This is a genomic window from Citrobacter sp. GW821-FHT07H02 (genome assembly GCF_059418505.1).
Genome location: NZ_JBWKPZ010000009.1, coordinates 38043 through 56401, shown reverse-complemented (window position 1 = coordinate 56401; position 18359 = coordinate 38043). Strand labels below are relative to the sequence as shown.

Annotated in this window: 18 protein-coding genes and 1 pseudogene; 7 read left to right on the top strand and 12 right to left on the bottom strand. The window is 50.4% G+C overall.

The features are described from left to right. Positions 1–39: 39 nt before the first annotated feature. On the bottom strand, positions 40–603 hold the full coding sequence (locus tag AC07NP_RS11485) for a DJ-1/PfpI family protein (RefSeq protein ID WP_494660555.1): 564 nt from the start codon (positions 601–603) through the stop codon (positions 40–42). Between the two features lie 149 nt (positions 604–752). Here AC07NP_RS11485 and AC07NP_RS11480 point away from each other — a divergent pair, with 149 nt between their 5' ends. After that, positions 753–1790 (top strand): ParB N-terminal domain-containing protein, encoded by a 1038-nt coding sequence (locus AC07NP_RS11480; RefSeq protein ID WP_494660554.1) that lies wholly within the window; start codon positions 753–755, stop codon positions 1788–1790. Here AC07NP_RS11480 and AC07NP_RS11475 read toward each other — a convergent pair. Beyond that, on the bottom strand, positions 1780–2805 hold the full coding sequence (locus tag AC07NP_RS11475) for a mechanosensitive ion channel family protein (RefSeq protein ID WP_494660553.1): 1026 nt from the start codon (positions 2803–2805) through the stop codon (positions 1780–1782). The two genes, AC07NP_RS11480 and AC07NP_RS11475, sit on opposite strands and share 11 nt — an antisense overlap. Before the next feature lie 244 nt (positions 2806–3049). Between AC07NP_RS11475 and AC07NP_RS11470 the strand changes: the two genes are divergently transcribed. After that, positions 3050–3310 carry a DUF2534 family protein gene (locus AC07NP_RS11470; RefSeq protein ID WP_192612335.1) on the top strand — a complete coding sequence of 87 codons (261 nt, stop codon included), beginning with the start codon at positions 3050–3052 and terminating at the stop codon, positions 3308–3310. A gap of 87 nt (positions 3311–3397) precedes the next feature. Here the strand turns inward: AC07NP_RS11470 and uspE are convergent, their stop codons facing one another. The 3 genes from uspE to ogt all read right to left on the bottom strand — a co-directional run bounded on the left by uspE (position 3398) and on the right by ogt (position 5962). Continuing rightward, positions 3398–4348, bottom strand: coding sequence for a universal stress protein UspE (gene uspE, locus AC07NP_RS11465; protein ID WP_494660552.1), 951 nt, complete (start codon positions 4346–4348; stop codon positions 3398–3400). Positions 4349–4499: 151 nt separating this feature from the next. Next, positions 4500–5252 (bottom strand): fumarate/nitrate reduction transcriptional regulator Fnr, encoded by a 753-nt coding sequence (fnr, locus tag AC07NP_RS11460; RefSeq protein WP_015964308.1) that lies wholly within the window; start codon positions 5250–5252, stop codon positions 4500–4502. A 194-nt stretch (positions 5253–5446) separates the two neighbouring features. Next, positions 5447–5962 carry a methylated-DNA--[protein]-cysteine S-methyltransferase gene (gene ogt, locus AC07NP_RS11455; RefSeq protein WP_203361078.1) on the bottom strand — a complete coding sequence of 172 codons (516 nt, stop codon included), beginning with the start codon at positions 5960–5962 and terminating at the stop codon, positions 5447–5449. A gap of 225 nt (positions 5963–6187) precedes the next feature. On the opposite strand from ogt, the gene smrA reads away from it, so the two are divergent. Then, a complete protein-coding gene (gene smrA, locus AC07NP_RS11450; RefSeq protein WP_494660551.1) occupies positions 6188–6751 on the top strand; it encodes a DNA endonuclease SmrA in 564 nt (187 codons plus the stop codon). Positions 6752–6853: 102 nt separating this feature from the next. Here the strand turns inward: smrA and AC07NP_RS11445 are convergent, their stop codons facing one another. Together AC07NP_RS11445 and AC07NP_RS11440 are read right to left on the bottom strand one after the other, a co-directional pair. Then, positions 6854–8086: a GGDEF domain-containing protein gene (locus AC07NP_RS11445; protein ID WP_494660550.1), complete on the bottom strand. Its 1233-nt coding sequence runs from the start codon at positions 8084–8086 to the stop codon at positions 6854–6856. A gap of 67 nt (positions 8087–8153) precedes the next feature. Then, the gene (locus AC07NP_RS11440; protein WP_494660549.1) at positions 8154–10268 is read right to left on the bottom strand and encodes a putative bifunctional diguanylate cyclase/phosphodiesterase; all 2115 of its coding nucleotides are present in this window, start codon (positions 10266–10268) and stop codon (positions 8154–8156) included. Between the two features lie 287 nt (positions 10269–10555). Between AC07NP_RS11440 and zntB the strand changes: the two genes are divergently transcribed. From zntB to dbpA, 3 genes are all read left to right on the top strand, one after another. Then, the gene (gene zntB / locus AC07NP_RS11435) at positions 10556–11539 is read left to right on the top strand and encodes a zinc transporter ZntB (RefSeq protein WP_494660548.1); all 984 of its coding nucleotides are present in this window, start codon (positions 10556–10558) and stop codon (positions 11537–11539) included. Positions 11540–11805: 266 nt separating this feature from the next. Further along, the gene (ynaL, locus tag AC07NP_RS11430; RefSeq protein ID WP_203361083.1) at positions 11806–11988 is read left to right on the top strand and encodes a proline-rich small protein YnaL; all 183 of its coding nucleotides are present in this window, start codon (positions 11806–11808) and stop codon (positions 11986–11988) included. A 29-nt stretch (positions 11989–12017) separates the two neighbouring features. Continuing rightward, complete coding sequence (gene dbpA, locus AC07NP_RS11425) at positions 12018–13391, top strand: ATP-dependent RNA helicase DbpA (protein ID WP_203361084.1); 1374 nt, start codon at positions 12018–12020, stop codon at positions 13389–13391. Positions 13392–13436: 45 nt separating this feature from the next. Here the strand turns inward: dbpA and ttcA are convergent, their stop codons facing one another. Together ttcA and AC07NP_RS11415 are read right to left on the bottom strand one after the other, a co-directional pair. Beyond that, a complete protein-coding gene (gene ttcA, locus AC07NP_RS11420) occupies positions 13437–14372 on the bottom strand; it encodes a tRNA 2-thiocytidine(32) synthetase TtcA (protein WP_203361085.1) in 936 nt (311 codons plus the stop codon). A 40-nt stretch (positions 14373–14412) separates the two neighbouring features. Continuing rightward, positions 14413–14577: pseudogene (locus tag AC07NP_RS11415) on the bottom strand (site-specific integrase); the annotation flags it as partial. Positions 14578–14717: 140 nt separating this feature from the next. Between AC07NP_RS11415 and AC07NP_RS11410 the strand changes: the two are divergent. Then, positions 14718–16235 carry an EAL domain-containing protein gene (locus tag AC07NP_RS11410; RefSeq protein WP_494660547.1) on the top strand — a complete coding sequence of 506 codons (1518 nt, stop codon included), beginning with the start codon at positions 14718–14720 and terminating at the stop codon, positions 16233–16235. Between the two features lie 45 nt (positions 16236–16280). Here AC07NP_RS11410 and uspF read toward each other — a convergent pair whose 3' ends face one another. The 3 genes from uspF to ompC all read right to left on the bottom strand — a co-directional run bounded on the left by uspF (position 16281) and on the right by ompC (position 18298). After that, the gene (uspF, locus tag AC07NP_RS11405; protein WP_192612324.1) at positions 16281–16715 is read right to left on the bottom strand and encodes a universal stress protein UspF; all 435 of its coding nucleotides are present in this window, start codon (positions 16713–16715) and stop codon (positions 16281–16283) included. A gap of 80 nt (positions 16716–16795) precedes the next feature. Further along, positions 16796–17011, bottom strand: a complete 216-nt coding sequence (locus AC07NP_RS11400; RefSeq protein ID WP_494660546.1) for a KTSC domain-containing protein — start codon at positions 17009–17011, stop codon at positions 16796–16798. A gap of 153 nt (positions 17012–17164) precedes the next feature. After that, entirely contained in the window at positions 17165–18298 is a 1134-nt protein-coding gene (gene ompC / locus AC07NP_RS11395) for a porin OmpC (RefSeq protein WP_494660545.1), read from the bottom strand. Between the last annotated feature and the right edge of the window lie 61 nt (positions 18299–18359).

The window sequence follows — 18359 nt, the reverse complement described above, 5'->3', positions numbered from 1 at the left end:
ATTATAGCGCCAGCGTCTCTTTATCCGTTCAACCTTTGACTACTGTAATAGTTCGGCAAATTTTGCTAACCATTGTGGATGTGCAGGCCAGGCGGGGGCGGTGACCAGATTGCCGTCAACATGTGCCTGGTCAATGCCGATGTCAGCATACTGCCCGCCGCTGAGCCGGACTTCCGGCGCACAGGCCGGGTAGGCACTGCAGGTGCGTCCTTTGAGTATTCCGGCGGCCGCCAGCAATTGGGCACCGTGGCAAACGGCGGCAATAGGTTTACCCGCCGCGTCAAACGCCTGCACCAGTTTGATGGCTTTATCATTTAAGCGCAGATATTCCGGCGCCCGCCCACCGGGGATCAACAGCGCGTCATAATTCTTTTCTTCCGCCGCCGCAAAGTCGGCGTTGAGCGTAAAACGGTGACCGGGTTTCTCGCTGTAGGTTTGGGCACCATCAAAATCATGAATCGCCGTCATGATATAGTCGCCTCTGGTTTTGTCAGGGCAGACCGCATCAACCTGATGACCAATCATCTGCAATGCCTGAAACGGTACCATGGTTTCGTAATCTTCAGCGTAATCACCCACCAGCATTAGAATTTTCTTGCCCATCCTCACCACCCCTGTATGAATAAAGATGTCTAAGATATAGCCTGGAGGACGCGGGAATGCGAACCTTCACCGCTTCTCAGGGCTGGTGTTAGCGCCTATGTTTAACTTATCATCCAGGCTGTATCGCCGGGCTTTCAGGGAAGAGGGAAATGACAGGATATTGGTGGAAAGACCTTGTTGACCGAAATAACCACTGGCAGGGTTTAACGCTGACGGTGCGGGAAGATTCGCGGGCAGTACAGGCAGTCGAAATACTTAGTGGTCATCATGGCCGGATAGCGTTCACCCTTTATGGTGAGACACTGTTCTGGGCCGCCATGCTCAAAGATCATTCTGGCGTTTGGGTGATATTGAATACCGATTACGCCGGACGGCGGGATTTATTACCTCCTGTGGCATCGGAAGATGTCGAGTTCATCAAACGCAAGCCGCAGGAGAACTGGACTGGCGAGTGGTGTCGCTATTTTGCCCGTCAGTTGATGAATACGCCTGTTCCACTCCTGTCGCCACGTCGTTGGTTGCTAAGGCCAATGTCAGCCGCCAGATGCACAGCGCCTTATTCCCGTCAGCAACCCGTATCAGTGAAAGACTGGCGATTTGACTCGCCGGAGAGTAGCGGGAATTTCGGCTGTCAGTGGCGTCTTTACGGTGACGATTTTCCCGATCTGGCCAATCCCAACCGCGTCACATTGGTCGACTGGTGGTGGGGCGGTAATTTGCTGCTCGGACGTTATCCCCTAAAACCCGCTGCCGGGCGCCTGAAATGGTGGCGTAAAAAGTGCCGTGAGGGGACATTGCCGCCGATATTGGTCTGGTACATTGCAGGGTTGGGATCGTATGTGATCCTCGATGGCCATTATCGCCTGCAGGCTGCCATTGAAGAGGGGATGCCTCCCGACTTTCTGGTACTCAGTGAGCTTAATGAGCGGGAATTGTCATCGGCTCCTGAAGAGCGAACGCGTATTGTTCGGGCACTGGAAAAACAGCAGCAAAACCCGGGCTGTAATACAGAAGGGATAAATCAGACGCTGATTAATCTGTACGATACCCGGTATCTGTACGCGGCAACCCACAGCCGTGCGATTCTCGGGGAAGGTGCCGCGTGGGCAAAAGAGCTGGAAGACTATTTACGTAGGCATAAGCTCGACGCGTATCTGGCGAAAATAACAGACCGGGTTAATGACTGATTTTTTCTGGCTCGTCAATATAAAGCGTCTGGCTGGGAAACGCGAAATCAGCGCCGTGGCTCTGCACGATATCAATAATGTTCAAATAAACATCTTGCTGGACTGCGAGCCATTCTTTCCATACCGTGGTTTTGCTAAAACAATAGACCAGAATATTCAGTGATGAATCGCCGAACTCGTTGAGATACACCAACAGCGTCTGCTTTTGGTCAATATCTGGATGGTGTTGAAGCATGCTTCTAACCGCCCCAACAATATCGCGGACTTTCCCGGCATCCTCATAACGTAACCCGATCACCGTTTTGATGCGTCTGTTAGTCATTCTGCCCGGATTTTCTACGCTAATTGAAGAGAATATCGAGTTCGGAACGTACAGTGGACGGTGGTCGAAAGTATTAATTTTGGTGATCCGCCAGCCAATTTCAGCCACTGTGCCTTCGATGTTTCTGTCGGGAGAACGGATCCAGTCGCCGATGCTAAACGGTCTGTCGAAATAAAGCATGATGCCTGAAAAGAAGTTACTCAGAATATCTTTACCCGCCATCCCGACAGCGATACCGCCGATCCCACCAAAGGTGAGCAGACCGGATAAACTCATGCCAAAATGTTCGCCGTACAGTAAAACGATCGAAATAATAATTGTGATCTTGATAATACGCGACACGATTCGGGCGCTGGTCAAATCCCGGCCTTTATCGATCTGCGCTTTCTCAAATTGGTTGATCACTAAAAACAGTTTGGTCGTCAGGATCAGCGCAATCAGCGAGGTGCAGATAAAGTCGATCACGCTGGCTGAAATGAACGTCAGCCTGTAGCTCTCGATGGCGTTATTGATGATGCAACCCACCGTGCCGATGATGATCGCGCAAATAAAGAATTGGGCAGCATGAAAAATAAACCCTTTCTGCCATTTTAATTTACGGCAAAGCCAAAATCGCATCATTACCAGTGCGGCGCTACAACTGAAAATCACTGCCAGATTGAATGAATTTTTTAAAATGAGATCCGCAGTCATAGGTATCGTTGTTGTTCCTGGAGGAGTATTTATGCATTACGGCTAACCTGAAGGGATGATATTTTATCCAGCACAGACGCATAGTGGATAATGGAATGGGCGAAAAAAATAGCGCATTTGGCTACAATTTCAGAAGAGCGCCGTTAATGTGAACGTAATGTCACGGTTTCTCGGGCAGACAATCGTGTATTGTCATGGTATTGTTACGCGCAAGTAACGGATTCATCTGCAAAAGGACGATACTATGATCATGACAACGCTGAAGACAGCAAAGGGGAAGAAGTTTCTGTTGTGCCTGCTGGGGGTATTTATCATCGCGGCGTCAGTGGTGACGCGAGCGACCATCGGAGGGGTGATAGAGCAATACGATATCCCGCTGTCTGACTGGACGACGTCAATGTATGCCATTCAATCTTCGATGATTTTCGTCTACAGCCTGGTCTTTACGATCTTGCTGGCGATTCCGTTGGGGATCTATTTCCTGGGCGGTGAGGATAAACACTGAGCAGAAAAAGGCCCGACGCATCGGCCGGGCCTTGATAGCAGGCCGGAAAGGGTGTTTACACCGCCATCCGGCATTTTCATTAGCTAATTAATCGTCTTCTTCGTCGTCCAGCTCAACCGGCGTCTGATACTGATCGGGTTTGATGACCAGCAGGTCACAGCGCAAATGGTCGATGACCTGTTCCGCCGTATTACCGAGGAACGCTGCGGAGAGCCCCGTGCGTCCGACCGTACCCAATACCACAATCCCCGCTTGCAGATGTTCTGCTAAATCAGGAATCACTTCTTCCGGCAGGCCTTTTTCAACGTGCGTGACATCCTCATTAATACTGAATTTCTGACGCAGCGCCTTCATCGCCAGCAGGTGCTGTCCGCGGATCGCATCGTTATAAACGCTCGGATCAAATTCAGGCAATTCAATGGCAATATTGATAGGCGTAACAGGATAAGCGCCAACCAAATGCACTTCGGTATGGTTGACCTGCGCTGCGAGTTGTATCGTCTCTTTGACCAGTTTTTCGTTCAACGCATTATGGTACGGTTCTTCACTTGCCAGATTTACCGCAACCAGTGCCTTGCCACCTTCTGGCCAGGGCTGATCTTTCACCATCCAGACCGGACTTGGACATTTCCGTAACAGATGCCAGTCAGTAGGGGTAAAGATGACGGCTTCCAGTCGGTCGTGCTGGTGCGCCATTTTCAGAACCAGGTCGTGCTTGTTACTGACGACTTCCTGGATAATCGCCTCAAAGGGACGGTTGTGCCAGACCACTTTAATATCAACAGGAATGCCTGCATCAATATAGTATTTTGCTTGTTCACGTATCCATGCTGTTCGCTGGCTGATGACGCCCTGACGCATTGCCGTGCGCTCATCAGGCGACAGCAGGGTAGTCATCTCATAGGAAAAGTCATAGATCGGCAGAAAGGCTTTGATTGTTCCACCAATCCGTTGATGCAAATAAACAGCTCGCCGTAATGCTGGTTGATCGTCCTGGTTCGGATCGATGACCACCAGCATGTTTTGATACATAGCCATACAGGGTCTCCTTACAACTGTCACCGCAGTTTGTATTTAAAAGAGTAACCCATATATGCTAATTGAAACAGGGAAGAACCTTCTGCCAGATCAATAAATCGGGGAAATCTACCGATTTGACAGAAGGATAACTGACACGTTTGCGAAATGATTAGGCAACGTTACGCGTATGACCCGCCAGAACTGCCAGCGCATCGCTGTTTTCGATCGTAATGTATTTACCTTTGACCGCCAGCATGCCGCTTTTCTGAAAACGCCCCAGCAGACGGCTAATGGTTTCAACCGTTAACCCAAGGTAATTACCGATATCGCCACGCGTCATGGTCAGGCGGAATTCACGCGGTGAGAAGCCACGTTGCGCAAACCGGCGAGACAGATTGTAGATAAAGGCCGCCAGACGTTCTTCCGCATTTTTCTTCGACAATAACAGGATCATGTCCTGATCGCCTTTGATCTCGCCACTCATCAGACGCATCATCTGTTGACGCAGATTCGGCATTTTTCCCGACAGGTCATCCAGCGTCTCGAACGGGATTTCGCATACCATTGAGGTTTCCAGCGCCTGAGCGAAACTCGGGTGATGACCGGTACCAATGGCGTCAAAACCGACCAGATCCCCTGCAAGATGAAAACCGGTGATCTGCTCATCGCCTTGCTCGGTGATGGTGTAGCTTTTAATTGTGCCGGAACGGATAGCATAGAGTGACTTCAGCTCATCACCTGCTTTGAACAGCGTCTGGCCTTTTTGAATAGGCTTTTTACGCTCGATGATATTATCAAGCTGGTCAAGCTCATGCTCGTTAAGTGTGAACGGGATGCAAAGCTGGCTGATGCTGCAATCCTGGCAATGGATAGCACAACCGCCAGACTGAATGCGCCGTATAATTCGCTTTTCCGGGATCATAGGTCTGCTCAAGCCGTAATTGATATTTGTCAATTTTAACATCTTTTTGGTGAGCACGTAAGTCTGCGCTACTCCCAATAGGGGATAATTCAGACATAAGTGGAGTGAATATTTATATCTCTTTGAAAAACCTTAAAATATCTGCAGTTACTTTACAGTAAACTGTGAAGTAGATGGCACGAATTGCCTGGATTTTAAAGTAGCAGGTAACCTTCATGGCGCAGTAGCCACTCTTTTCGCTGCACGCCGCCGGCATACCCGGTCATCGTGCCATTACGTCCAATGACGCGGTGGCAGGGCACAACAATGCTGACGGGATTCGCGCCATTGGCGGCACCGACAGCGCGTGCGGCGCCAGGACGACCTAACTGTTCGGCTAACTGACCGTAATGCATGACATGTCCGCACGGAATGGACCGTAGCGCCCGCCACACCTCACGTTGAAAATCGGTGCCGCCGGTGGCGGTTTCCAGCGTATCGATAATGCTGAGATTGCCCTCAAAATAGTCAGCGAGTTTATCGCTCAGGCCGCCGGGATTTTTGGCGACAACACGCTCGTACCCTTCGCTGCGGTAGTGAATATCCAGCAATTGCTCCATACGCTCGCTGTGCTGCTCCCACTCGATAGCGCGCAGGCGAAATTGTTCATCGCAAATCACCCACAGCGGCCCCAGCGGGGTCGCAATGTTGTCTTGAAGTAATTTCAGCATCCGTTTCCCTTATTCTGAACGGGGATATCACCGACACGGTCGGTAAAAAAGACAAGATATCATGCGACGATGATCGCCATCTATACCCTAAAAAGAGAAGGTGGGGTCGCTCTGCGCCCCACACTGCGGTGCATCCAGACCTGTTATTGGAAACAACTGTAAAGCGTTGTCGGCATAATACCGTGCGGTTATGATAGTACAGAGGCTAAAGCTGGAGGATGAATCATGAACCTTGACGACACATCGCTATTTCTTGACGCCATGGAGGATGTCCAGCCGCTAAAGAGTTGCACGGATATACACTGGCAGCCCACGCGTAATCAGCGCGCCCCGCAGCGTCTGGATACGCTCCAGCTTGATAATTTTCTCACCACCGGTTTTTTGGATGTTATCCCGCTCAGTCAGCCACTGGAATTTCGCCGGGAAGGTTTGCAGCAAGGGGTAACCGACAAACTGCGTTTAGGTAAGTACAGCCAGCAGGCGAGTCTGAATTTGTTGCGCCAACCGGTTGAAGAGTGCCGCAAGATGCTGTTCAGTTTCATTTTACAGGCACTGCAGGACGGCTTACGTAATGTACTGATTATCCACGGTAAAGGACGGGAAGACAGTTCACATGCTAATGTTGTTCGCAGCTATGTCGCCCGATGGCTGACAGAATTCGACGATGTACAGGCCTATTGTTCGGCGTTACCGCATCATGGCGGTAGCGGTGCATGCTATGTTGCGCTGCGCAAAACCGCGCAGGCGAAACAAGAAAACTGGGAACGTCACGCCAAACGCAGTCGCTAGCGATATCACGGTAAAAATGCGCCTGCGCCGCCAGGGGCGGGCCGCAACGTCAGGACAGAATAACCAGCGTCTTCCATGACGCGTCAACAGTTTCACGCGACGTCAGGCGGCGAGTACCCTGTTACGTCCGTCATTTTTAGCTTTATATAGCGCATCGTCCACGCGTTTAAACAGCTCATCGATACTTTCATTCTGTTCATGTCGCGCCACACCAATACTGACCGTAAAACGCGGTAAGCCAGCGATACTGATTTTGGCGACACTGGCGCGCAGGGTTTCGGCGATGGTCATTGCCGTATCCAGTGGTGTTCGCGGCAACAGCAACACAAACTCCTCGCCCCCCCAGCGAAAAACCAGATCGCCTTTACGGGCGTGGGCTTCAAGCGTGCGTGAAAGGGCACACAACACCTCATCGCCTTTCAGATGGCCATAAAGATCGTTAATGCTCTTAAAGCGATCGGTGTCGATCAGCAGCAAGCTGTAATCCTGCGTCAGCGCTAAATGGGGGGTCTGGCTCTGCTCGGTAAGCTGGTAAAATTGCCTTCGGTTCAATAAACCGGTGAGCTCGTCATGCATTGCAGCGCGTTCAAGCTCCTGCTCAAGCCGCTTTTGTTCGGTGATGTCGTGGATGATGCACAACATCAGCCGTTCGCCGTAGATTTCGATTGGGCCGGCATACGTTTGTACATGACGGGTGGAGCCGTCAGCCAGTTTGTGCACGAAATTGAGCGGCTTATGCCCTCCGGGCAGGCGCGCGACTTCATGCATAACAGGCAACACATGACGGCCTAATTCATTAATTTCCCACGTATGCTTTTGGCATATCACCTCGTGGCTGTAGCCGTAGAAGTTCATGGCCGCCAGGTTAGCATCCACAATCAGCCCCTCACGTGAAGGATCGATAAGCAGCATGGGCGCGGTGTTCGTCTGGAAAAAACGGGCATAGAAGCCCTGTTTCTTGCGTTGATAGTTTGCCGAACGGCTAGCCTTGAGTCCCTGAACCGCCTGCACTTCGAACCCCTCAAAGACAATCACATCGTCCTCAGTTGCGAGTGTTTTGATGGAAAGTCGGCAGGTCAGCGCATTTTCCTGACCATGAGAATTCACTGTCAGGATTTCGACAATATCCCGCTTATTTCGTAGGTCAGTGATATACATGGACAATTCAATTTGCGCATGTGCCGAAAATAACCCTTTTCGCAGTTGGCTGAATGTATTTTCCTGCATCAGTTCCCGCGCTGCGGTATTGGCAAATACCAGCGCTTCTTTATGTGGTGAGACAATCCAAACAGGAACGGTTAATAAATCAAGGGCATTGAATTCGTGTGCAATCATCGATAATCCTGTTATCTTCACATGCTGTGCAGCCAATTATTGGCAGATCATTTTTATCATCAATCTCTTACAGCGAAATAGTTTGCTGCGGAGTTAATGGGGACACAGCTTTCAACTGCTTTACGATACTGTCTCTTTGGATCAATTCTGGGATTCTATTCGCTGGAATCGGTTTTGCAAACAAAAAACCTTGCAGAACGCCGCAGCCCATGCGGGTTAACAGCATTTCTTGCTCAGGGGTCTCGATACCTTCAGCGACCACGCGCATATTCATGGAATGCGCAATGTCGATAATAGTAGACACTATTTTCATATTCTTGCTGTTTTCAGCGAGATCTTTAATAAATACCCTGTCAATTTTTAACTCACGGGCCGGAAGTGATTTTAACATCAACATATTTGAATAACCGGTCCCGAAATCATCAATAGAAACGATGATCCCTGCTTCAGAAAATGTATTCAATATTTCCACGCTGCGCGTTAAATTTTTAAAGGCAACACTTTCAGTGATTTCCAGCGTTAATTGCGTCGGCGAGAGGTGATAACGTTTCAGCGACTTAGAAACAATGTCGACGATATCATGTTGCTCAAATTGGGTAGGGGAAAGATTGATGGCCAGTGACCATTCTGGGTGCCCTTGTTGTTTCCACTGATGAAGCTGGAAACAGGCTTGCTGAATCACCCAGTTTCCTACCGGGATGATAAGCCCTGTATCTTCCAGCGCTTGCAGGAATACACCCGGCAACAGCAGTCCTTGTTCAGGATGCCGCCAGCGAAGTAGGGCCTCAAAACCGGTGAGAGCATGGTCCCCGGCCGTGTATTTAGGCTGAAACCACAACTCAAATTGCTGTTGCTCGAGCGCCAGAGGGAGGCCCTGCAGGATCCCTGCCGCGGAGGCCACAAGGGCCTCCATTTCAGGCGTATAAATCGCCCAGCCATTTCTGCCTTTCTGCTTAACATGATACATGGCCACGTCGGCTTTCACTTTGAGGTCGTGCAGCGTGGAACCATGTTCAGGATAAAAACTGCTCCCGGCGCTCAGCGAGACACGAATCATGTGCCCGGAGAGCGAGAAGGGGGTATTGATTTCCCCGGCAATCCGCGTCAGTAAGGAGGATAGCGATGCTTTCGTGCTCCCCGGCACGAGCAGAATAAACTCGTCCCCACCCAGTCGGGCTAGCGTCATCGTGTCGTCGAGGCATTTTTGGATCCGCTGTGCACTGGCAATCAGTAGCTGATCGCCAATGTGATGGCCCCATGTATCATTCACCATTTTGAACCGGTCTAAATCGATAAACACCAGGGCAAAATGTTGCTGGTGCAGGGCACAATGGTGCAGACAATCTTGCAGGCACATATCGATTTGTGTGCGGTTAGCAAGACCGGTGAGGGCATCAAACTGGGTTTGGTATTCAAGACGGGAATTTAACTGATGTAAATTGTCTGCCAGTCGCGAGGTTCGCAACTGCGAATCGACCATCGAAATAATCAGCATAATACCCAGAATCATCAGCGTAATGGCAGAAACCCAGACCGACAACTCGACCGTATTGATGCCGGTGTGCTGTGTATGCGCATAATGCGTAAATGTGGCTGCCCCCATGCCTGTGTAATGCATCGCACAAATCGCCAGCGCCATCACCAGCGCGGCGATAAGACGATTGATGAGTACTCTGCGGGAATGTTGTCGTAGATGAAATGCCAGCCATAATCCGGCGCCGGAGGCGAGCACGGCAATCACGACGGAGAGCAAAATGAGGCTCGCATCCCAGATAATCGCGGAATGCTCCTGAATGGCGGCCATCCCGACATAATGCATACTCACCACGCCAGAACTCAAAATTCCTGTCGCCACCACGAGCCTTTTCCCTGAAAGCGTATCGCCGGAAATGGCGATAGTGATAGCCAGCGTGGCGGCCACCAGGGCGATCAGCAACGATAACGCGGTGAGGAGAAAATGATAATTCATTGGCATGCTCATTTTCATCGCCAGCATCCCGATGAAATGCATTGACCAGATGCCCATGCCAAGTGTCGCTCCACCAGAAAAACGCCAGAAAGCCGAACCACGACGACTGGAGATCGCCACTTTACCTGCACTGTCGAGGGCAACGAAAGAAGCGATAAAAGCGACTAAAAACGAAATGCCAATCAGAACGGGGTCCCAGGCAACGTGCAACATCTGGCTCTCCATTGAGAGAATATCGTGCAGATAAATCTAGCAGTAATTTGTGTCACCGACCTGGCAAAACACGCCACGAATAACATTTTTTTCACATAGAACAACCACATTACACTCACTAAACCGGTAGAAAACACGGATCCAGAGGGGATGCACAAGCGAAGGGATCCCTGCTGGCGAGTTGAGCGATATTTCTGAATCATTTCAGCACAATGGGATAATGAGATATTGCTTAACATGCGCCGAAGGCTAGACTATCGGTGAGAATGAATGACTGTGGAGGCGTTGTGGAAGCCATTAAGGGATCGGAAGTTAACGTACCGGATGCTGTCTTTGCCTGGCTGCTGGACGGCAATGGCGGCGTGAAGCCGTTAGAAGATAACGACATTATTGACAACGCACACCCCTGCTGGCTGCATCTTAATTATACCCATCCTGACAGCGCGCAGTGGCTGGCGACCACGCCGTTACTGCCCAATAGTGTGCGCAACGCGCTGGCGGGCGAAAGCATGCGTCCAAGAGTGAGCCGGATGGGGGAAGGGACGTTAATCACATTACGCTGCATCAACGGCAATACCGACGAACGCCCCGACCAACTGGTTGCGATGCGTCTCTATATGGATGAGCGTCTGATTGTCTCCACCCGGCAGCGTAAAGTTCTGGCGCTGGATGATGTGGTGAGCGATCTGCAGGAAGGCACTGGCCCAGAAGATTGCGGCCGCTGGCTGGTGGATGTTTGCGACGCATTAACCGACCACGCCAGCGAGTTCATTGAACAGCTTCACGATAAAATTATCGACCTGGAAGACAACCTTCTCGATCAGCAAATTCCACCACGAGGTTTTATGGCGTTGCTGCGTAAACAGCTGATTGTGATGCGCCGATACATGGCGCCGCAGCGAGACGTTTACGCGCGGTTATCCAGCGAACGCCTGCCGTGGATGAATGACGATCAGCGTCGTCGGATGCAGGACATTGCCGATCGCCTGGGAAGAGGGCTGGATGAGATTGACGCGTGCATCGCGCGCACAGGCATTATGGCCGATGAAATTGCGCAGGTGATGCAGGAATCACTGTCTCGCAGAACCTATACCATGTCATTGATGGCAATGGTTTTCTTGCCAAGCACATTTTTGACCGGTTTGTTCGGTGTTAACCTTGGCGGAATACCCGGAGGGGGGTGGCGATTTGGGTTTTCCCTGTTTTGCATTCTGTTAGTGGTGCTGATTAGCGGTGTTACTTTATGGTTGCATCGCAGTAAATGGTTGTAACATCAACGATTTTTTGCCCTGTGTGAGTGTAAAAACGCCGTATAGTTTGAGCGAAGTCAATAAACCATCTACCTATTCGGGGCAATATCTCTCTCGCAGGTGAATGCAACGTCAAGCGATGGGCGTTGCGCTCCATATTGTCTTACTTCCTTTTTTGAATTACTGCATAGCACAATTGATTCGTACGACGCCGACTTAGATTAGTCGGCTTTTTTTTGCCTGCGGGACTACCCTAAAAGTGTCAGCCTCAACGACCGGAGGGTAACATGAACCGCTTTTTAACCCTACTGCACCTACAAACGCGTCAGCCGGAACCCCTGCCAACCGATCCGATACCGATGCCCGATCCCATTCCTCGTCCGCAGCCCATGCCCGACCCGCCGCCAGATGAAGAACCGATTAAAATGTCGCATCGTAAGCTGAGATCTGCGAGGATACGCGCCTGCTGATTACCAGCCATTTACGACGAGATTTTATTGTGACCGCTTTTTCAACCCTGAATGTTTTGCCTACCGCCCAACTCGAGAATCTTAACGAGTTGGGTTACCTTGAGATGACGCCGGTACAGGCTGCCGCGCTGCCAGCCATTCTGTCCGGGCGTGATGTCCGCGTGCAGGCAAAAACCGGCAGTGGTAAGACGGCCGCATTTGGCCTTGGGCTTTTGCAGCATATTGATGCGGGTCTGTTCCAGACGCAATCCCTGGTGCTTTGCCCCACCCGCGAACTGGCCGATCAGGTCGCGGGAGAGTTGCGTCGTCTGGCCCGTTTTCTGCCCAACACCAAAATTTTAACGCTCTGCGGTGGGCAGCCTTTCGGCGCTCAACGTGATTCTCTCCAGCATGCGCCGCATATCATTGTGGCAACGCCAGGGCGCTTACTCGATCACCTGCAAAAAGGTACCGTTTCACTGGATGCCCTGAATACACTGGTGATGGACGAAGCCGATCGTATGCTCGATATGGGATTCAGCGACGCCATTGACGAGGTGATCCGTTTTGCCCCCGCGTCGCGTCAGACATTGTTGTTTTCTGCCACCTGGCCTGACGCTATCGCCGCTATCAGCGGACGGGTTCAGCGGGATCCGCTCACCATCGAAATCGACAGTGTCGACGCGCTTCCGGCGATTGAACAGCAATTTTTTGAAACCTCTTCGCACGGCAAAATTGCGCTGCTGCAAAAATTGCTCAGCCAGCATCAGCCAGCATCCTGCGTGGTGTTCTGTAACACCAAAAAAGATTGCCAGTCAGTTTGCGATGCGCTGAATGCCGCAGGGCAAAGCGCGCTGGCATTGCACGGCGATCTTGAACAGCGCGATCGTGACCAGACGTTGGTTCGCTTTGCAAACGGCAGCGCCCGCGTGCTGGTAGCAACTGATGTCGCCGCCCGTGGTCTTGATATCAAATCGCTGGAACTGGTGGTCAACTTCGAACTGGCATGGGATCCGGAAGTTCACGTACACCGTATTGGTCGTACCGCCCGTGCGGGTAACAGCGGGCTGGCCATTAGCTTTTGCGCGCCGGAAGAAGCACAACGCGCGAATATTTTGTCCGAAATGCTACAGCTTAAACTCAACTGGCTGGTGACGCCGGGAAGCAGCCCGATTGTGCCCCTGGAGGCTGAGATGGCGACGCTGTGTATCGACGGCGGCAAAAAAGCCAAAATGCGTCCTGGCGATGTGCTGGGGGCGTTGACCGGTGATATGGGTCTGGATGGCGCCGACATTGGCAAGATTACCGTGCATCCGGCGCATGTCTACGTGGCGGTTCGCCAGTCGGTCGCGCACAAAGCGTGGAAACAATTGCAAAACGGCAAGATTAAAGGCAAGAATTGCCGGGTTCGTTTGTTGAAATAAGCGTTAAGAGGGCGTCTCAGGTATCACACCTGAGACGCTGAAAGATCACTTCACTTCGACGACATTCAGTCGTAATTCATCCAGTTGGTTTTCGTCTTCTTCTGGCTGCCAGCCTGCGGGTTGCAGCGGAATTTCTTCGCGGTCAAACGCCAGATCGCCACCGTCCACGACGTCGGAACCGTGCTTGATCCCTTTGAAGTCAAACAGATTGATATCGCTCAGGTGAGAAGGGACCACATTTTGCATTGCGCTGAACATGGTTTCAATTCGCCCTGGGTAACGTTTATCCCAGTCGCGCAGCATGTCGGCAATCACCTGACGTTGCAGATTAGGCTGTGAGCCGCAAAGGTTACACGGAATAATCGGGTAACCTTTGGCCTGCGCAAAACGTTCAATGTCTTTTTCGCGGCAATAGGCCAGCGGGCGAATGACAATGTGTTTACCATCATCGCTCATCAGCTTCGGTGGCATACCTTTCATTTTGCCGCCGTAGAACATATTCAAAAACAGTGTCTGCAGAATGTCGTCACGATGGTGACCAAGCGCAATCTTTGTCGCGCCAAGTTCAGTCGCCGTGCGATAAAGAATCCCGCGGCGCAGACGTGAGCAGAGGGAACAGGTCGTTTTACCTTCCGGGATTTTCTCTTTTACGATCCCGTAAGTGTTTTCTTCGACAATTTTATACTCTACACCTAACTGCTCGAGGTACTCCGGCAGAATATGCTCCGGGAAACCCGGTTGCTTCTGATCAAGGTTAACGGCAACCAGGGAAAAACTGATCGGCGCGCTTTGCTGCAAATTACGCAGAATTTCCAGCATGGTGTAGCTGTCTTTCCCGCCGGAAAGGCACACCATAATACGGTCGCCGTCTTCAATCATGTTGAAGTCAGCAATCGCTTCGCCCACGTTACGACGCAAACGTTTTTGTAATTTGTTCAGGTTGTATTGTTCTTTCTTTGTTACTTCTTGATTTTCTTGCATTATTTACTGTCTCAGACACCAAAAGCGGGCGCGTTATTATGCCCATCTGGTTAGTGATAAATGACGGGTTAGCTCCGGCTGGCAAAAGCCAACAGGCAAAAGTATGTCGCGTATGGTACGGATTACGGCGACGAATGTCAGCACGTTTTATAGCAACGTTCTATCTTGCACCAAGGCGACTGCGCGCCGTGTAGGGCTTTGCCTTTACCTGTGTTCTCAGCGCATCAAATATGCTGATAACGGGTCTTTTCAATATTTATTGATTAATCACACTTTTTTCCTGAAAGCAGGCTATTTTTACGATTCAGGAAAGCTATAAAAAATATCCCAAACTGGAAAGCCATTATGCGAGCAACGCTGGTCTCCTTACTCTGTGGTTTCGTGTTTTTTATTGTCGGTGTTACGGCGCTGAACTGGCAACTCTGGCGCGCGGCATATACAGACAGAGTACAGGAAGCAAAACTGTCGGTATCCCTGGCAGACAGTATGGTGGATGAGGCCATAAAAGCGGTTAGCGTTGTTCGTCCGCTGACGGCCGGTTCCTGTACTACCGATGCACAACGGATATTGAATCGCGAAGCGGCAATGGGACCACATTTACGTTATGTCGTTCTGATCCGTAATCACGAAGTATGGTGTTCCTCACTGCTGGGGAGTCAGACCCAAAAAATTCACGAAGATAAATCGACGGCGGCCAGTCTTACGCTCTATCCAGGCGATGAAATCACCGGGGGAACCCCAGTGCTCTTTTATCTGGCGCCGGGCATTTCTGGTTATGTGGGGGCGAGTATTGGGTTTGTACATCTCAACACCGCGCTGAAGACCGCGTCAAACCGAATACAGCTTACCCTCGTGGTAGGTAATAAAATGTTAGATTACAATGATGTTGTCAGACCTTTCACGTCAGTTCGGCAGGACAAGGCGCATCAGCAATCGTTGCGTTATCCTTTCAGAATTGAATACGACCCACCGCCATTTTTTAGTCTGGGACGTTTGATCTCCCAGGGCGGTTTTCTTACCGCTATCCTTGCGATCATGTCGCTAATCACCGGGTGGATACTCCATCGTTACCTGAGTAAATATACGACCCCTGAAGAGAACTTGCGCCGGGCCATCGACAAAGGAGAGATCGTCCCTTTTTATCAACCGGTGGTGAATGGGGCGAGTGGAAAAATTGACGGTTTCGAAATACTGGCTCGCTGGAAGCACCCTGAAGCGGGCTTTATACCGCCTGACGTTTTTATTCCTCTAGCAGAAAAGACCGGTCTGATTATCGAACTGACACATAAGCTCATGATGCGGGTTATTGAGGATCTTACTCCGGTGATGCCGCACTTACCGGAAGGTTTGCATATTGGTATCAATATCAGTGCGGCGCATGGGCAAAGCGAAGTGCTGGAGTATGACTGCTTGCATTTACTGGATGCATTGTCCGCCAAAAAAATCACGCTGGTACTGGAAGTGACAGAGCGGGAACCGATGGCCTTGACGCCGAAAACCCTCTCGATGTTTGCTCGTCTGCGTAGCCATGGTGTACTGGTGGCGCTGGATGATTTTGGTACCGGCTATTCTGGCATTTCTTATCTCAACGAATTTCCTGTTGATTTCATTAAGATTGATAAAAGCTTTGTGCGACGGATCAGCAACTCCCCGGATTCAACTCTGTTGGTTGACTGCGTTATTGATATGGCGAAAAAGCTGTCGTTAAAAATCATCGCAGAAGGCGTTGAAACGCAGCATCAGGCTGATTACCTGAATGCGAAAGGGATTCACTTTTTACAAGGGTATTATTTCTGGCGTCCGGTGCCTTTTTATCGACTGGCACCCGCGCTGTTATTTGGCTTTCACCGGATTTCTTTGTAACGAAAATCGCTTAAAAGCCCGCAACGCCGTTGCGGGCTGCCATATTTAGCGAACAACCAGCACGGAACACTCCGCGTGACGCACCACGGCGGCGGCGTTGGAGCCAAGCAGATACGTGGTGATATCCGGGCGATGTGAGGCAATAATCACCATCTCGGCCGGTAACTTTTTCGCCATTTCCAGAATCTTATCTTTCGGAGAGCCTTCTGCAACATGCAGGTGCACTCTGTCTCTGGGGATAGTGAACTTCCTGGTAATATCATCCAGCTGAGATTTTGCTTCGGCTTTCAGATCGTCCATCGCGGGTAACTCAGCCGAATAAGCCAGACCTAACGAGGCGTAGTAGGGCAGTGACGGGATCACGGTCAAAAAATGGACCTGTGCATCGTCAATTTTTGCCTCCGCTTCGACATGGGCAATTACGCGTTGAGTTAATTCTGAATCTGAAATATCGATAGGGACAAGAATCATTCTGCTCATAAAACCTCCTGTTTAAGTATCCGCCTGGATTCTACCCCCTAATGGCACTTTATGTATAATGACGGGAGTCACATTTTGTGTCATTTCAATTTCCGTTCCGGGAATTTTCCCTTAATAACGCCGTCATAAAATCGTCCTTTCGAGACAACGCTAAGAAAATGATGAAATATACGGGCGGGAACATCATGGTATTGCAGAACGGCATCAGTGTGATGAAAAAGAATTTCCAGCGTGCGGGATGTTTCATCATAACCGACGGATGCAATGCGCGATGATTTTACAGGATGATGGTGCATGGCAGGCGTCCTTTATGACAGGTTCTTATGCCAGCTATCATCTATCAGGCAGGGATTTTTACGCAACAGATATATTGTTTTAGCAGAAATAAAACAGTGTTATGAAGGGCAGGGAAGGGAGAGTAGCCCGCTGTTTCCAGCGGGCCGGTAGACTTAGAACTGGTAAATCAGACCCAGTGCTACGATGTCGTCAGTGGCGATGCCGTTGTCAGCATAGAAGCTGTCGTCTTCGTCCAGCAGGTTGATTTTGTAATCAATAAAGGTGGACATGTTTTTGTTGAAGTAGTAACTCAGGCCGATTTCAGCATAATTTACCAGATCCTGGTCACCGTCGGTGCCCAGATCCTTGCCTTTAGACATCAGGTAAGAAATGTTCGGACGCAGACCGAAGTCGAACTGGTACTGAGCAGTCACTTCAAAGTTCTGTGTTTTGTCGGCGATGGTGTTGTAGCTGTCACCATACGGGGTCATGTTACGGGTTTCGGAGTACATTGCAGCAAAATAGATGTTGTTCGCATCGTATTTACCACCGACAGTCCATGCGTCAGCTTTGTCGCCGCCTGCAGTAGAGAATTCAACCTGCTCGTTAGTACGGTCAGAAGAGGTATACGCCGCACCCAGCGTTACACCCATACCGAAGTCGTAAGAGGTGGAGATACCGAAACCGTCACCGTTGGAGTTTTTGATATTACGTTTGTCGTTACCGTTACCAGTACCTTCCTGGATCTCCTGGCCATTTTCGTCAGTAACCTGGCTTTCGTTAGCGCCCTGGAACTGCAATGCGAAGCTCAGGCCGTCAACCATACCGAACATGTTGTTGTTACGGTAAGTGGCAACGCCGTTGGCACGGCCGGTCATGAAGTTATCCGCTTTGGTGTAAGAGTCGCCACCGAATTCTGGCAGCATATCCACCCAGCCTTCTACGTCGTACATTACGCCGTAGTTACGGCCGTAGTCGAATGAACCGTAGTCACCGAATTTCAGACCCGCGAAACCCAGACGGGTGAAGTTGTTGCCGTGGTCGCTTTCAGTGGTGTTGGTGTTAACCTGGTATTCCCACTGACCGAAGCCGATCAGTTCGTCATTGATCTGAGTTTCGCCTTTGAAACCCATACGCATATAAGACTGATCGCCATCACTGCTGGCGTCGTCAGACATATAGTGCAGACCGACTACTTTACCGTAAAGATCTAATTTGTTGCCGTTGCTGTTATAAACTTCAGCGGCGTGGGTAGCACCTGCGGCTAACATGGCAGGAATAACGAGGGCCAGTACTTTTCTTTTCATCGAAATAATCCTTTAGTTTTTTTTAATTACCTGTGACTACCCATATGAGGGAGTGAAAGCA

Excerpts from the sequence above, each read along its gene's own strand:
- AC07NP_RS11485 (WP_494660555.1), bottom strand. The coding sequence starts at position 603 with ATGGGCAAGAAAATTCTAATGCTGGTGGGTGATTACGCTGAAGATTAC.
- AC07NP_RS11480 (WP_494660554.1), top strand. The coding sequence starts at position 753 with ATGACAGGATATTGGTGGAAAGACCTTGTTGACCGAAATAACCACTGG.
- AC07NP_RS11475 (WP_494660553.1), bottom strand. The coding sequence starts at position 2,805 with ATGACTGCGGATCTCATTTTAAAAAATTCATTCAATCTGGCAGTGATT.
- AC07NP_RS11470 (WP_192612335.1), top strand. The coding sequence starts at position 3,050 with ATGATCATGACAACGCTGAAGACAGCAAAGGGGAAGAAGTTTCTGTTG.
- uspE (WP_494660552.1), bottom strand. The coding sequence starts at position 4,348 with ATGGCTATGTATCAAAACATGCTGGTGGTCATCGATCCGAACCAGGAC.
- fnr (WP_015964308.1), bottom strand. The coding sequence starts at position 5,252 with ATGATCCCGGAAAAGCGAATTATACGGCGCATTCAGTCTGGCGGTTGT.
- ogt (WP_203361078.1), bottom strand. The coding sequence starts at position 5,962 with ATGCTGAAATTACTTCAAGACAACATTGCGACCCCGCTGGGGCCGCTG.
- smrA (WP_494660551.1), top strand. The coding sequence starts at position 6,188 with ATGAACCTTGACGACACATCGCTATTTCTTGACGCCATGGAGGATGTC.
- AC07NP_RS11445 (WP_494660550.1), bottom strand. The coding sequence starts at position 8,086 with ATGATTGCACACGAATTCAATGCCCTTGATTTATTAACCGTTCCTGTT.
- AC07NP_RS11440 (WP_494660549.1), bottom strand. The coding sequence starts at position 10,268 with ATGTTGCACGTTGCCTGGGACCCCGTTCTGATTGGCATTTCGTTTTTA.
- ynaL (WP_203361083.1), top strand. The coding sequence starts at position 11,806 with ATGAACCGCTTTTTAACCCTACTGCACCTACAAACGCGTCAGCCGGAA.
- ttcA (WP_203361085.1), bottom strand. The coding sequence starts at position 14,372 with ATGCAAGAAAATCAAGAAGTAACAAAGAAAGAACAATACAACCTGAAC.
- AC07NP_RS11410 (WP_494660547.1), top strand. The coding sequence starts at position 14,718 with ATGCGAGCAACGCTGGTCTCCTTACTCTGTGGTTTCGTGTTTTTTATT.
- uspF (WP_192612324.1), bottom strand. The coding sequence starts at position 16,715 with ATGAGCAGAATGATTCTTGTCCCTATCGATATTTCAGATTCAGAATTA.
- AC07NP_RS11400 (WP_494660546.1), bottom strand. The coding sequence starts at position 17,011 with ATGCACCATCATCCTGTAAAATCATCGCGCATTGCATCCGTCGGTTAT.
- ompC (WP_494660545.1), bottom strand. The coding sequence starts at position 18,298 with ATGAAAAGAAAAGTACTGGCCCTCGTTATTCCTGCCATGTTAGCCGCA.